The organism is Corynebacterium pacaense, from assembly GCF_900169525.1.
Classification (GTDB): domain Bacteria; phylum Actinomycetota; class Actinomycetes; order Mycobacteriales; family Mycobacteriaceae; genus Corynebacterium; species Corynebacterium pacaense.
The window spans coordinates 1,358,135-1,372,545 of the sequence record NZ_LT821239.1 but is presented as its reverse complement, the minus strand read 5'-3'; the positions used below and the strand labels follow the sequence as shown (position 1 = coordinate 1,372,545).

Annotated in this window: 14 protein-coding genes; 2 read left to right on the top strand and 12 right to left on the bottom strand. The window is 64.7% G+C overall.

Annotated elements, in window-relative coordinates:
* Nucleotides 1-76: 76 nt before the first annotated feature.
* Both xylB and B7E02_RS06495 read right to left on the bottom strand, forming a co-directional pair.
* Nucleotides 77-1,456 (bottom strand): xylulokinase, encoded by a 1,380-nt coding sequence (xylB, locus tag B7E02_RS06500; protein ID WP_080794112.1) that lies wholly within the window; start codon nt 1,454-1,456, stop codon nt 77-79.
* On the bottom strand, nt 1,453-2,331 hold the full coding sequence (locus B7E02_RS06495) for a DeoR/GlpR family DNA-binding transcription regulator (protein ID WP_179129671.1): 879 nt from the start codon (nt 2,329-2,331) through the stop codon (nt 1,453-1,455). The genes xylB and B7E02_RS06495 overlap by 4 nt, the downstream gene beginning before the upstream one ends.
* Nucleotides 2,332-2,599: 268 nt before the next feature.
* Between B7E02_RS06495 and B7E02_RS06490 the strand changes: the two genes are divergently transcribed.
* Both B7E02_RS06490 and B7E02_RS06485 read left to right on the top strand, forming a co-directional pair.
* Nucleotides 2,600-3,979, top strand: a complete 1,380-nt coding sequence (locus B7E02_RS06490; RefSeq protein WP_080794109.1) for an MFS transporter — start codon at nt 2,600-2,602, stop codon at nt 3,977-3,979.
* 17 nt (nt 3,980-3,996) lie between these two features.
* Nucleotides 3,997-5,514: a mannitol dehydrogenase family protein gene (locus tag B7E02_RS06485; RefSeq protein ID WP_080794107.1), complete on the top strand. Its 1,518-nt coding sequence runs from the start codon at nt 3,997-3,999 to the stop codon at nt 5,512-5,514.
* Between the two features lie 3 nt (nt 5,515-5,517).
* Here B7E02_RS06485 and B7E02_RS06480 read toward each other — a convergent pair whose 3' ends face one another.
* From B7E02_RS06480 to ftsZ, 10 genes are all read right to left on the bottom strand, one after another.
* A complete protein-coding gene (locus B7E02_RS06480; protein WP_080794106.1) occupies nt 5,518-6,939 on the bottom strand; it encodes an amino acid permease in 1,422 nt (473 codons plus the stop codon).
* A gap of 92 nt (nt 6,940-7,031) precedes the next feature.
* Nucleotides 7,032-8,024, bottom strand: a complete 993-nt coding sequence (locus B7E02_RS06475) for a MerR family transcriptional regulator (RefSeq protein ID WP_080794105.1) — start codon at nt 8,022-8,024, stop codon at nt 7,032-7,034.
* Between the two features lie 3 nt (nt 8,025-8,027).
* A complete protein-coding gene (locus tag B7E02_RS06470; protein ID WP_080794103.1) occupies nt 8,028-8,645 on the bottom strand; it encodes a HEAT repeat domain-containing protein in 618 nt (205 codons plus the stop codon).
* A gap of 59 nt (nt 8,646-8,704) precedes the next feature.
* Nucleotides 8,705-8,914: a hypothetical protein gene (locus B7E02_RS06465; protein ID WP_080794101.1), complete on the bottom strand. Its 210-nt coding sequence runs from the start codon at nt 8,912-8,914 to the stop codon at nt 8,705-8,707.
* 105 nt (nt 8,915-9,019) lie between these two features.
* Nucleotides 9,020-10,021: a DivIVA domain-containing protein gene (locus tag B7E02_RS06460; RefSeq protein ID WP_080794100.1), complete on the bottom strand. Its 1,002-nt coding sequence runs from the start codon at nt 10,019-10,021 to the stop codon at nt 9,020-9,022.
* A gap of 446 nt (nt 10,022-10,467) precedes the next feature.
* Entirely contained in the window at nt 10,468-10,755 is a 288-nt protein-coding gene (locus tag B7E02_RS06455) for a YggT family protein (RefSeq protein WP_080794097.1), read from the bottom strand.
* Nucleotides 10,756-10,951: 196 nt separating this feature from the next.
* Nucleotides 10,952-11,398, bottom strand: coding sequence for a cell division protein SepF (locus tag B7E02_RS06450; RefSeq protein WP_080794095.1), 447 nt, complete (start codon nt 11,396-11,398; stop codon nt 10,952-10,954).
* 91 nt (nt 11,399-11,489) lie between these two features.
* Complete coding sequence (locus B7E02_RS06445; protein ID WP_080794093.1) at nt 11,490-12,194, bottom strand: YggS family pyridoxal phosphate-dependent enzyme; 705 nt, start codon at nt 12,192-12,194, stop codon at nt 11,490-11,492.
* Nucleotides 12,195-12,932 carry a peptidoglycan editing factor PgeF gene (gene pgeF, locus B7E02_RS06440; protein WP_080794091.1) on the bottom strand — a complete coding sequence of 246 codons (738 nt, stop codon included), beginning with the start codon at nt 12,930-12,932 and terminating at the stop codon, nt 12,195-12,197.
* Nucleotides 12,933-12,958: 26 nt separating this feature from the next.
* Entirely contained in the window at nt 12,959-14,239 is a 1,281-nt protein-coding gene (gene ftsZ, locus B7E02_RS06435) for a cell division protein FtsZ (RefSeq protein WP_080794089.1), read from the bottom strand.
* Nucleotides 14,240-14,411 lie beyond the last annotated feature (172 nt).

Sequence of the window (14,411 nt, the reverse complement as noted above, 5' to 3'; positions counted from 1 at the left end):
TCTGAACCGAGTATAGCGCACCCGGTCAACCTCGCCCCGATCCCGGCACGGGGCGCGGTGCGGAATGGAGGCGCCGTCACCAGCCGGCGGTGTCGTTTCGCAATCGTGTGTAGCCGGCGACCGCGGTGCCGCGTCGCCCAGCAGGCAGGGTGCTCGAGGGAACCGGGTTCCACGCCGGCGGATCGCCACCGCCGGCCAGCGCCCACGCCGCCTGGCGTGCGGCTCCGAGCGCGACGTACTCGCCCGCCTCCGGAATGACCACATCCACGCCGAAGATCGAGGGTGCGATCGCGCGCACCGCCTCGTTGTTGGTCGCCCCACCGATGAATATGATGCGCCCGGTGACCACCCCGGTTGCCGATTCCACGGCGTCGACGGCATCCGAGAGTGATGAGAGCACTCCCTCCACTACTGCGCGCGCGATATCCTCGCGACTGGTTTCCCCGGTTAGTCCGGAGATCACCCCCGTGGCATCGGGCCGGTTCGGGGTGCGCTCCCCCGCCAGGTAGGGCAGCATCACCACGCCGTTGGAGCCGGGGGTGCCGGAGAGTGCGAGATCGGATAGCCGCCCGTGATCCACACCCAATAGCGTTGCGGCGAAATCGAGCACCCTGGCACCGTTGAGTGTGCAGGCGAGTGGAAGGTATCGCCCGCTGGCGTCGCAGAATCCCGCCACCAGGCCAGTGGGATCCGCAACCGGTTCCGCGACCACGGCACTGGCGACGCCGGAGGTGCCGATGGAGACACAGACATCTCCGGAACCCAGCTGGAGGCCAAGTGCCGCGGCCATGTTGTCACCCGTCCCCGCGGCGACGGGAATGCCCGCCGCCGTGCTGCCGACGATTTCGGCGGGGGCCGCGAGTTCGGGGAGTCTGAGCGGGTGTCCGAGATAGAGTTCGGCGAGCTCGGGGCGGAACTCCCTGGCACGCGGATCGTAGTATCCGGTGCCCGAGGCATCGCCGTGGTCGGTGACCATCCGGCCCCGCCCGGTGATGGACCAGGTCAGGTAGTCGTGCGGGAGCATAACCGCCGAGACCCGCGCGGCGTTCTCGGGTTCATGGTTGCGCAGCCACCTCAGTTTGGCGCCCGTGAACGAGGCCACCATCAGGCTTCCGGTGCGACTGATGCACTCCTGCGCCCCGCCAAGTTCACTGATGAGCTCACGCGCCTCAGGCGCGGAGGAGGTGTCGTGCCAGAGCATGGCATCACGGACCACCTCACCCCTGTCATCGACAACCACCATTCCGTGCTGCTGGCCCGCTATGGATATCGCATCCGCGCGATCGATCAGCCCCGCCGTCGCTTCCTCCATCGCCTCGACCCACACCCGGGGATCGATCCGGGTGCCCCATGGATGGGCGGCCCGGCCCCTGTCGACAATTTCCCCGGTTTCCGCATCGACGAGAAGTGCCTTGCACGATTGGGTGGAGGAATCCACGCCGAGAACCAGACTCATTCCTTGGTGACCTTTCCTTCGGGACTCATGGGTACGGGGGTGTCCACCAGGTGGAGCTGCGCACCGCAGCGTGCGAGATTCTCCCGTACCTCCATGCTGATGTTGTCATCAATGATGACGTGATCGAATTCGCCCAGATCGGCGACGTGGTACATGCCCGTCATCGCCGTTTTTGAGGAATCAACCATGAGGATCCTCACCTCGCCGGCGTTGAGGACCGCAGTCTTCGTCCTGGCCGCGTGCTCGTCGGGATGATAGATCGCCCGGCCCCGCAGCGAGGTCGTTGAGACGACCGAGAACCCGGCGTTGAGCTGGCTGATCTGGCTGATTGTCGATGCGCCGAGAAAGGACCCGGTGCCCGGCTCGTATGTTCCGCCGAGTCCGACCATCGGGGTATCCGGTGACTGCAGGGCGATCTCCTGCATCAGCGCCAGGGAATGGGTGATCAGACCGGACGGATGGCTGTCGAAGATGCCCGGCACCAGCGTGGCCACGGTGGTCGAATCATCCAGTGCGATCACGGATCGGGGCTCGAGCAGCCTGAGTGCGCAGAGAGCGAGCTGCTGCTTGATCTCATGATTGAGGCCACGGCGGATCTCGACATCCCGTTCCACCAGGGCAGCACGAACCGGTCGGGCGCCTCCCCTGACGCGGGTGATCAGCCCCTCCGCGGCCAGTGCGTCGAGATCGCGGTGAATGGTCATCGCGCTGACCCCGAACCTGGTGGCCAGCTGTTCGATTCTGGCTCCCCCGTTATTGTTGATCACCTCCGCGATTCCGACCCTTCGCTGGTCCATACCCAGTGCGGCGGCACCCGCTTCCACCGGAACACCGGTACCCGCGTGTGCCGGGGGATGAGCGTTCACCTCTCCCATGGCCATTCCTTCCGCCGATCGTTCATACGTGGGTCGAGCTTGTTAAAAAACAGCCGCATTTCTCACATCATTCTAACCAGGATGAAGGGGATTCTGCCGTTTCTCACAAAACTTATCAGCTTCATTGCCAAAAGTTTCAGTATCACCCCCTACGCAACACGAATGTCGCATTTTTCTTGCACGACGACGTTAGTTTGGTGTTAGATTCTTGTTATGAATGAGGAGTGACTGACATCACCACACCACGGAAGACCAATTGAGGACCACAATGAGCACACAAAGTTCCAGTCCCGGCCCCGGCGACGTCGAATCGCGCGGACCACTGCAGCGCATGGGTATACCCCGTCCCCTGCTGTGGGGATTCGTCGGCCTGACCATCTTCATGATCGGTGACGGGGTGGAAACCAATATTCTCGAACCCTTTCTCAGCGACAACCACGGCTTCTCGGTGTCACTGGCGGGGACCCTGGTTACCGTCTATGGCATCGCCGTCGCGGTGGCGGCCTTCTTCGCCGCCGCACTGTCCGATCTCTGGGGTCCCCGGAAGGTGATGCTGCTCGGCGCCGCGATCTGGGTCGCCTTCGAGATTGCCTTTCTTACCCTCGCACTGACCAGTGACAACCGTGCCCTGATCTTCATCACCTACGGCCTGCGCGGATTCGGCTACCCGCTGTTCGCCTACGGATTCCTGGTCTGGATCACCGCCACCGCCGCCCCCAGACAGCTCGGGACCGGGGTCGGCTGGTTCTATGTCGCCTTCTCCGCGGGACTGCCCACCCTCGGTGCGCTGACCGCCACGGTTTCCATGTCAATGTTCAGCCTGTCCTACTACCAGACACTGTGGGTATCCCTCGTTCTGGTTGTCATCGGCGCCGCCTTCGCACTGATCGGCGTCAGGGAGAAGAAGGGCCGGGCTCCCCTCGTGGACAACCCCGATGAGGTGGTGGAGACACTCAGCCACGGACTCAAGCTCTTCCTCCGCGACCGCAGGGCCAGGTTTGTCACCTACATCCGGACCATCAACTCCATCCCGACCTATGCCATGGCCATCTTCTTCCCCGCGTTCTTCCGTGAGGATCTTGATTGGTCGGTATCCCGGTTTCTGCTCCTGACCACCGTCATATATGCGGTCAATCTCCCATTCAATCCCTTCTACGGATGGCTCGGGGACAGGCTGGGCTGGGCACGGACGATGTTCTGGTCTGGTTCGGTCGCCTGCGCGGTGACCATGGTCCTGGTGTACTTCACCCCGATCATCGCGCTCAGGGCGGGGCTGGCGGACAACACCGCGTTCGCCCTGACACTTCTCGCCGGTGCCCTGTTCGGAATCTCACTCGCCGGCTACGTTCCCCTGTCCGCCATCGCAGTTTCGCTTGATCGCGAGCATCCCGGCGCGGCGATGTCGACCTACAATCTGGGCATCGGTGCCGCGGTAGCTGTGGGACCGCTGCTCGTGGCCATCCTGCATCCGCTGATCGGCGCCACCGGGCTGGTGCTCGTCTTCTTTGCCCTCTATCTCGCGTCCGGGGCGATGTCCCTGGCGCTGAAGGGCACCCAGCCAGGCTTCGACGGCGTTCCCGTGACCGTGCCGGGGGATCCCGTCACATCGTCCGGGGCCACTCCGACCGTCGAACGCACCACCACCTAGGTTCCACCCCACCCTCCATGCGAAAGGCCCGAACTGCCGTGACCACCACACCCCGCCTCACCTCCGCCACCCGTAGCGCCGCCGCGTCCGGACCCGGATATGACCGCACCTCGATAACCCCCGGAATCGTCCATTTCGGCGTCGGCGGCTTTCATCGCGCCCACCAGGCGCTGTATCTGGACACCCTGATGAACCAGGGGAAGGCGTTCGACTACGGAATCATCGGCATGGGTGTCATGCCATCCGACGTCCGCATGCGGGATGCGCTCGCCGGCCAGGACCACCTCTACACGCTCAGCGAGAAGTCGGCCCACGGCTCGGTGACCTCCAGGATCGTGGGATCGATCATCGACTATGTCTTCGCACCCGAGGATCCGGCCCGCGCCGTCGGTATCCTCAGCGATCCCCGGATCAGGATCGTCTCGCTGACTGTCACCGAGGGCGGGTACAATTTCGACCACCTCACCGGGGAGTTCAACGCCCGAAACGAACACATCGCCCACGATACCGCCGAGCTCCGGGCGGGCCGGACCACCAACCTCCGCACCTTCTTCGGCCTGATCACCGCCGCGCTGATCAGGCGCAGGGATGACGCACTGACCCCGTTTACCATCATGAGCTGCGACAACATTCAGGGAAACGGGGACATAGCCCACCGGATGTTCCTTGCCTTCGCAGGGGGGATCTCCCCTGACCTCGCCGCGTGGATTGACGCCAATGTCGCGTTCCCGAATTCGATGGTGGACCGGATCACCCCGGAGACCACGGATACGGACCGAACCGAGGTCATCGATCGGCTCGGCTACCGCGACGCCTGGCCGGTCGTGTGTGAGGACTTCACCCAGTGGGTCCTGGAGGATACCTTCACCGCCGGTCGCCCACCCCTCGAGGATGCGGGTGTCCAGTTGGTCAGCGACGTCGTACCCTTTGAACTGATGAAGCTGCGCCTGCTCAACGCCTCCCACCAGGGGTTGTGCTATTTCGGATATCTGGCCGGGCACACGGAGGTCGCCGAGGTCATGGCGGATCGGCGCTTCCGGGAGTTCCTTCTGGCCTATATGGAGCGGGAGGCCAGCCCCACCCTGTTGCCGCTTCCCGGAACGGATCTCAACGCCTACCGGCACCAGCTGATCGAGCGTTTCGGAAACAAGGCGGTGCGGGACACCGTGGCCAGACTCTGCGCCGAATCCTCCGACAGGATACCCACATGGCTCCTCCCGGTGATACGGGAGAACCTCGACGCGGGACGCGGGATCACATTCTCCGCCGCCATCGTCGCCAGCTGGGCGCGCTATGCCGAGGCCGTCGACGACAAGGGCCGGCCGATCCCCGTCGTGGACCGGCTGTCCGACACCCTGGTACCTGCGGCGCAGCGCTACCAGGAGGACGCCCTGTCCTTTCTCAGGCTCCGGGAGGTCTTCGGCGACCTCGTGGACTCCACCACCTTCACCGACTCCTACCTCACCACGCTTCGAGATCTCCACGAACACGGAGCGGAGGCGACCCTGGACCGGCTGCTTTCCACGGCCGGTTAGCTGTCACGGGGATACCCGAACCGGGGCGCGGCGTGCCGCCCGCCTGGAGTTTCCGGTCAGTAGCCAACCGAGGGTGAAGGCGGGTGTCAGCACGATCACGGCGGCAAGCAGTGTGTAGCTGCCGACGGGGCGGTCCAGCGCCATCAACACGAAAACGCCCGCCAGGAACACCAGCACGATCCAGTCGCCGGCGGCACCGAGAGGGGCCCTGTAGCCGTGGCGGCTGAGCTCCCCCCTCGCGGCACAGCGGAGATATCCCAGATGTGCGATGACGATCATCGCCCACTCACACAGAATCGCGATCGCCCCGAAGTTGAGCACGATCTCGAAGGCGCGGTGCGGGACAACGTAGTTCAACACTATGCCGAGAACCAGCATGCCGGTGGTCAGCCACACACCGCCCATCGGAACCCCGTTGCCGGACATCAGCCCGAGGAACCGCGGTGCGGAACCGGAGTGCGCGAGCGGTTTGAGCACCCGGGCGGTGGCATAGAGGCCCGCATTGACCGAGGAGAGGGCCGCGGTGAGCACCACCAGATTCATGATGTCCGCGGCGCCGGGAACACCCAGGGCATTCATGAAGGTGACAAACGGCGACTCGTCCCCCCGATAAGCAGCCGCGGGAAGAAGGAGGGCGAGCAGCAGCACGGATCCCACGTAGAAGAAGATGATCCGGATGACGGTGGTATTGATCGCCCTGGGTATCTGCTTCTCCGGGTTCCTCGTCTCGCCCGCCGCGACACCGATCATGTCTATCCCCGCATAGGCGAAGACGACACCCTGGGTCATCACGATCAGCGGAAGGACACCATTGGGAAACCAGTCGCCCTCGGAAAGTGTGGCGAAGCCGGGCTGGTGGCCGGCGACGTCATGGCCACTGACGATGACGACGATGCCGACCACCATGAACACCAGGATAGCCGCGACTTTGATCAGGGCGAACCAGAACTCCGCCTCTCCGAAGAATCTGACCCCGAGAAGATTCAGGCCGACCACCACCCCTAGTGCGACGGCCACGAGCACCCACTGCGGAACCGTCTGAAAGATCGGCCAGAACTGCAGATAGACGGCTATCGCGGTGAGCTCCGCGATTCCCACGGTGACCCAGGCCAGGAAATAGATCCAGCCGGCGAAGAACGCCCACTTCTCCCCGAGGAACTCCCTGGCGTAGGAGGTGAAGGATCCGGAGGTCGGTCGGTGCACCACCATCTCGCCCAGGGACCTGAGCATGAGATAGCCGATCAGCCCGCACACCGCGTAGACCAGTGCCAGACCCGGGCCGCCCGCGTTGAGTCGACCCCCGGCGCCGAGGAAGAGGCCGGTTCCCAGTGCGCCGCCGAGCGCGATCATCTGGATGTGTCGCGCCTTCAGATCCTTGCGATACCCCTGTGTCTCGGCGTGTTGAATCGCCAGATACTCACTCATGGATAAAGTATGGCAGTGCCGTAGACCGTGTGGTCTATTCCAGGGCTGGTTTCATTCACGCACTCCCCGTCCGCCGGCGCCCACCCGGATGGCTACCCGCGGGGACGACGCCCCGGTGCCCGGGAGTCCAGGATGGACCTGGCGGTCAGCCGGACCCGCCGGTTGTCATCCGCCGTCAGGGATTCAAGAAGCTCACCGGCTCCGGGAAACTCGGCCAGTGCCTGGGTCAGGCGGGCCCGCGCGGGATCGGGACCAGTCCGGTTCCCGAGCTCGGCGGCTATCTGCTGAATGACCGCCGCCTCCCATTGGGGATGCAGCGCAAGGGCCTCCGCGGCCTCGACATCACGGTGCCCCGCGGGAATCATCCCGAGCAGGATTCCCACGGCCTGTTCCTCGCCGCGCCTGCCCAGTTCGAGGGCCGCCAGATGACTGACAGCCGGATCGGAATCTGCAAGTGCGACACGCAGTTCCGGGGTCGAGCCCGGTGATTGGACGAGGATCCGCAGGGCCCGAAGGCGTACCGCGGCATCGCGGGAGTGAAGCCCTCTGCCGACCTCGGCGAGCGCCGCATCGCCGGCCTGCAGGACGGCCCAGGACAGGGCCCCGGCGACATTCGGGTCCTCCTCCCGGAGGGCAGAGCGCACCAGCTGCGGAACGGGAACAGGGGGTGCCACCGACAGTGCCGAGAGCTGTCTGCGCCCCGGATCCGTCGAGCGCAGGGCGGTGAGCAGCGCGGTGACCCCCAGCACCGAGTCGGTGTCGCCGACTCCGGTGGACTTCACCGACCGCAGCCGTTCCAGGAGCTCACTGTCCCTTCGCAGTCTCCGCCCGGTTTCCCCGATCAGCTGATCCACCACCTCACCCAGGTCGGAATCCGGATCGTCGAGGGCGGATCTGACCTGTTCAAGGCTCATCCCGAGGGTTCTCAGGCTCTCTATATGGAAGATCCTGCGCAGATCGGCGTCGCTGTACTCACGGTATCCGGAGCTCAGGCGCCGGGTGGTGGGCAACAGCCCCCTGGCCTCATAGTGGCGCAGCATGCGGGCACTGACCCCGCTCAGCTCCACCACCTCACCGATCAGCATGACCTAATTGTCCGCTTCCGTGCCCGCGGCGGCAAGCCTTCGGGCAAGCTCCAGGTCGGAGAGGAAATCCGAATCCGGATCATCAATCAGGGCGAGCGTGGCGCTCGCGTGCGCGGACACGGCGAGCAGCTCGGGCCGCGATGTTCCGGCGAGTGCGGCGAGGGCGCGGCTGAGGCTGCGCTGGGTCTCCCAATCCCCTCGACCCAGCTCCTGTCTGAGCTCGTCGACGAGAACCCCCTGCTCCCGTTGCGGCACGACCGCCACCGCAGCCCGCCAGGCGGCGGTCCTGACCTCGGTGGAGGCGTCGTGAAGCAGGTGCACCGGTAGTTGCTCCCAGATGCCCGGAACCCGCACCTTCGACAGGGTGTGCAGGGCGAAGCTGCGCGCCCCCGGGCGTGAATCGCCCAGCTGCCGGATCAGCTTCGGGACCACGATCCGATCGGGATGTCTGGTCACAGCCCAGGTGAGCATGTCGCGGACATAGAAGTCCCGCTCCCCGGCTCCTCGATCGATCAGCGGGTCCACCAGCGCCGGGTCCGGAACGGTCCCGGCCGCCAGCACCGCACGCAGGCGGATCGAGGGGTTCTGTGCGGAGAGGGCTGTGATGATTGTGCTGTCCATGCCCCCGAGTCCACCACCTGACACGGTGTCAGGGTCAAGGGTTGCGTGGGCCCGCGACCTCAGCTCCGGTCGACCGCGTCGCCGCGGTTCCGGATCCGGTCGCGGTTTCGCCGTCTGGCCAAGCGTCTGGCCTCGTCGAGGGCGAATAGCACCAGACCCGCGAGCACCACCGCAATGAGCAGCCAGGTCCACACCGCCGACGGTGCGACCAGGGTTATCACCAGCAGGATGAACCCGATGAGGGCCAGGACGATCGCGGCAATCAGCACGTTCGTGCTCCTAGGATTGAAATTCTTGTGGGAAAACAAAAACGCTCCCGGTGTCCGTCACTATTGTCGGACCCCCGGGGAGCGCTGTTCATCGTCGGTGAGATCCTACTGGGAATCTCCACCGTTGTTGGAGCCGGTGTTGTTGCTCGGGGCGGAGGAGCCACGGGAGTTCAGTTCCTCCAGCTGGCCCTCGAGCAGGGTCTTCAGGCGGGTGCGGTACTCACGCTCGAAGGTCTGGAGTTCCGCGATTCGGATCTCGAGCGCGTTCTGCTGCTCCTTGACCGCGGCCATGGTCTCGGTGTGCTTGCGCTCGGCGTCCGCCTGCAGGGCGTTTGCCTTGTCCTCAGCCTGGCGCACCTGGGCGGCTGCCCTGGAGGTGGCGTCGGCAATGGTGGCCGCGGACTTCTTCTCTGCCTCCGCGATGAGGTTCTTGGCACGGGCATCGGCTTCGGAGACCTGGGATGCGGCGCGCTGGCGGGCCTCCTCCAGGGTCTTCGATGATGCGGTGTTCGCCTCGTCGACCTGCTTCTCAGCGGCCTCGCGTGCCTCATTGAGCATGGACTTGGACTCGGCCTGCGCCTCGGAGGTGAGGCGGTCCGCCATTTCCTGTGCGAGGCCCAGCACCTTGGCTGCCTGCATGTGGGTGTCCACGGTGGCGGCGCCGGTGGGTGCGGCCACGGCGACCGGCTGCGCGGTGGTGGCGCTGCCTGCGTTCTTGGCCTCCGCTTTGGCCTTGTCAGCCTCGGCGCGTGCGGCGGTTGCCTCGGCCTTGGCCTTCTCTGCGGCCTTGGTGGCCTCGTCCAGCTTGCTCTTGTACTCGGCGCGGACCTTCTCCTCGGCCTCGCGGCGGATGGCGGCCTCGTCGACGCCCGGCTTGGTGCCCGCCGCGACCGGGGCGGCGGTGGAACCCTTCGGGGATCCCTGTTTCGCCTCCGTTTCCAGTTCTTCAACACGCTGGCGCAGATCGTCGTTCTCGTCCTGCAACTGGGCGAGGGTGTCCTCGACGAGGTCGAGGAACTGATCAACCTCATCTTCGTTGTAGCCACGCTTGCCGATCGGCGGCTTACTGAAAGCTACGTTATGCACATCAGCTGGAGTCAACGGCATGAGCGGATTCCCTTCGATTTAACGGTGGCCCAGGCGGAACCGGGACTCGGTCGCGGGAATCTCCCACGACCGGTTTTTCCATTTATCGTACTATTCTTAAGTCGTCATTGTAGCCAGGCTTGAGTTTTTGTCGTGTTCACGCGCCGAAACTGTTCCGGATGAGACCTTCAACTTTCGCACCGGAACACAACCAATCCCGATCCACCCGACATTTTAGGCGGATGAGCCTCACCCTACCCCTTTGGGTTAGAGAAATGTGATTCTGCGACCGGTTTTGCCCGATTTTCGGGCGTCCACCCGCCGGGCGCCCCACACCGGGTTGCGCAGAAAAGCAACGGCCCCGGCATGACCTCCCCGGTAGCCGGACAGGGTCGGCTGCGGGGGGAGACATCCGGGGGTAATTCAATCTACGTCCGCGCCGGAAAACCGGCCCGGGGAGCATGGAATCAGGCGAACGCCAGCACGACCACACGCAGAATCGAGAGCAGGAAGAACAAGATGATCACCGAGACATCCAGGCGGACGTTGCCAAGCGGCAGCGGTGGAATGAGACGACGCAGCGCCTTCACGGGCGGATCGGTGATCAGGAAGATCGGTTCGGCGACCACATAGAACCACTTAGGCGGAGCGAAACTTCGGGAAAAGGACTGGATCATCTCAATGACAATGCGCGCGATCAGCACGTACATATAGAGATTGATGATCCAGGCGATCAGGAATGCAATGGTACCCACGGCGAACCAGCCTATCTGACTTTGTCTGAGCATGTCACGCCATGCCCCGAAACCAGCGAACCCGCCGTGACGTTCGACGCGTCATGGCGGGTTCGGTGGTTTCGCGGTCACGCTGCACATGTTTGCGGTGACGGTCACGGATCACCGGGGGCCGTTTCCCCTCGGTCCGCAACTCCTCCCAGGAATCCGGAGGGGACTAGCGAATTCGGGCGGCCCTCTCCAGCTCGCTCGTGCTCACTGTGGACAGCTCGGGAATGACGGCAAAGGTCACGCCGTCAAGCTTCTTCATCTTCCCGCGCAGCGCGAAGCAGAGGCCGGCGGCGAAATCGACGATGCGCCGGGATTCCTCTCGGGAGAGCAGCGACATTTCAAAGACCACCGCGTCGCCGTCGCGGAACGCGGCACCGATCTCCTGCGCATCCTCGAAGGAATGCAGTTCCACGGGCACGATCGTCGGCTGGAAGGCACGACTTGCCGGTGCGGCGGGGGCCGGCGGTGTGTAGGAGTACTCCTGCTCGCGATATTCCGGAGCGTAGGCGGTGCTGCCCTCGTAGCGCGGCTCCTCCGCGTAGTAGGCATCGTCGTGGCTGGCTTCATACGGCGCGAGGCCGAAGAATTCCTTCGTCTTCTTCAACATTGACATGGCGGCTTCCCTTCACCTGGAACTTCTTGATTCATGTGCAGCTCGTTCGTTGGAACTTCGACAATCGTAATCCACCATCGAACCTGGTTTCCTACGCTAGCGGCCGGGGCCCGAGAATATCCGTTCCGACACGCACGATTGTTGAGCCGTGGCTGATCGCTTCAGCCATGTCCCCAGACATACCGGCGGAAAATTCAAGTTGCCTGGCAAATCGCTCCTCCAATCGTGCCAGTACCTCCCTGGCACGGGCAAAGGACGCCGAGGGGTCCCACCCCAGCGGCGGCACACACATTAGACCGGCCAGGGCGAGATGCCCCGATCCCGCCACCGCCTCGGCGATGTCGGTGATCTCGTCCCCGGTGGCTCCCCCGCGGCCGTCGTCGCCGTCCAGGCTGAGTTGAACAAAGCACTCGAGCTTGCCGACGCCCCTGTCGCCGCGCTCGACCGCCAGCCGGACCCCACGGTCGAGCGCATCCGCGAGGCGGATGCTGTCCACCGAATGGACGGCGCCCGCCCAGCGGGCGACCGCATTGGCCTTCTTCACCTGAATCTGGCCGATCATATGGAAGGTGATCCCGGGAAGCTCCGCGTGTTTGGCCCTGGCCTCCTGCTCCCGGTTCTCCCCCACCTCGCGCACCCCCAGGTCCCGGAGCACCCTGATGTCGTCGACGGGATGGAACTTCGTTACCGGCAGTAGCCGGACGCTGCCCGTGGGACGTCCGGCGGCGGCGGTGCAGGCGTCGATACGCGCTCGGACCCTGGTGAGGTTCTTCTCCAACTCGGTTCGGCGCTCCATCTATGCCTCCGGCATCCAGATGACGCCGGCCTGGCGGCCGGTGGTTCCCTGGCGACGGTGGGAAAAGAACTCCCCGTCCTCGATCGTGCAGCGGGGATCGGCATCGATCGCCCGGACACCGAGGCCGAGCAGCTGGCGGATCAGTCCCGCTCGGATATCCAGGCCGGCAGTCCCGCGGTCGGTCGTGGTCCTGGATCCGGGCAGCCTCGATTCAACGTCGAGCGCCATGGCCTCGGGGACCTCGTAGTTGCGCCCCGATGCCGCCGCGCCCATGAGCACATGGATATTCGCGGGGGTGGCACCCAGCTCGACCATGGTCGTCACCGTCCTGGCAACGATCGCGTTACGCGCCCCCATCCTGCCCGCGTGGACAGCGGCGATCACCCCCGCCACGGTGTCCGACATCAGCACCGGCACACAGTCGGCGACGAGCACGGCCAGCGCCAGTCCCCGCTCGGTGGTGACCAGGGAATCCGTTGCGGGAACGGCCTCGGAACCCGGCGTGGGGCCCGTAACCACGGTGACGGTGTTGGAGTGGATCTGCTCCATGTAGACGACCCGTTCGGCGGGTATACCGATCACGGAGGCGAGGCGCTTCCTGTTGCTGAGCACGTCCGCGGGATCATCACCGACGTGGTCGCCGAGATTGAAGGAGTCATAGGGGGCACGCGAAACCCCGCCCGCTCTGGTGGTGAACACCTTGCGGACGGGGCGGGAACGGGGATCAAGACTATCCATGCGGCACAGTCTATTCTCCCGCGGGATCAGCGCAGGAAGCTGGGTACATCCAAATCATCGCCGTCGTCCCGGCGACGGTCATCCCTGCGGTCATCGCGCCGGTCGTCCCTGCGATCCTCACGGGAATCCTCGCGCCGGTACTCGCGCTCATCACCGCGGGTGAACAGTCCGTTACCGCGGCCGCCGTCGACGCGGTGGCGGGCACCCGCCGAACGGGACTCATAGGGGTCGGACTCACGGGATCCGCCGAAGATCGATTCACCGGCAGGCTCCGGCGCGGCCTCACCGACCGGTGCGGGCGTCGCGGTCTGGCTGATCGGAGCGGAATCGGTGCCACGGCGCTCCTGGGAGGCGATCGCACGCGCGGAATCGAAACCGGTGGCGATCACCGTGACACGGACCTCATCACCAAGATTGTCATCGATGATGGTACCGAAAATGAGGTTGACATCCTCGTCGGAGCGCTCGCGCACCATGGAGGCGGCGGCGTTGACCTCAAGCAGACCGAGGTCCGAACCACCTGCGAAGGAGAGCAGCACACCGGTGGCGCCGTCCATGGTGGACTCCAGGAGCGGGGAGTTGATCGCCTGCTCGGTCGCGGTGACCACCCGGTTGTCCCCGCGGGCCGATCCCACACCCATGAGGGCCGATCCGGCCTCCGCCATGACCGAACGGACGTCGGCGAAGTCGACGTTGATTACGCCGGGGATGGTGATCAGATTGGTGATACCCTGAACGCCGTTGTGCAGGACCTCATCGGCGTGCCGGAAGGCCTCCATCATCGACAGATTGGCGTCGCCGAGCTCCAGGAGACGGTCATTCGGAATGACTATAAGGGTGTCGCACACCTCGCGCAGGGCGGCGATACCCTCCTCCGCCTGGCGCGTGCGCCGCTTCCCCTCGAATTCGAAGGGGCGGGTGACCACACCGATGGTAAGGGCACCCATCTTCTTGGCGATTCCGGCGACCACCGGAGCTGCGCCGGTGCCGGTGCCTCCACCCTCACCCGCGGTGACGAACACCATGTCGGAGCCCTTGATGGTCTCCTCGATCTCGTTCTTGTGATCCTCCGCGGAGGTGCGACCGACCTCCGGGTTCGCTCCGGCGCCCAGCCCACGGGTGGCCTCGCGTCCGATATCGAGCTTGACATCGGCATCCGAAAACATCAGGGCTTGCGAATCGGTGTTCACCGCGATGAACTCCACGCCCTTGAGGCCTTCTTCAATCATGCGGTTGACGGCGTTTACTCCGCCGCCGCCCACGCCGACGACCTTGATCTTGGCGAGGTAGTTGTTCGGTGAGGTCATGGTCTATGTCTCGCCTTTCGGAGATGAGTTGTGCGCTAAAACAATTGCCAGTTTTTCAAGCCAATCGTGCGCCCGTGAAGGATGCTGGCCCGACGATTGTCGACTGCAATCAATAATGTGTGAAAACCCGCCGGATGTGTCGGACATTTCCGGCGGCGTGTCGGTACCCTAA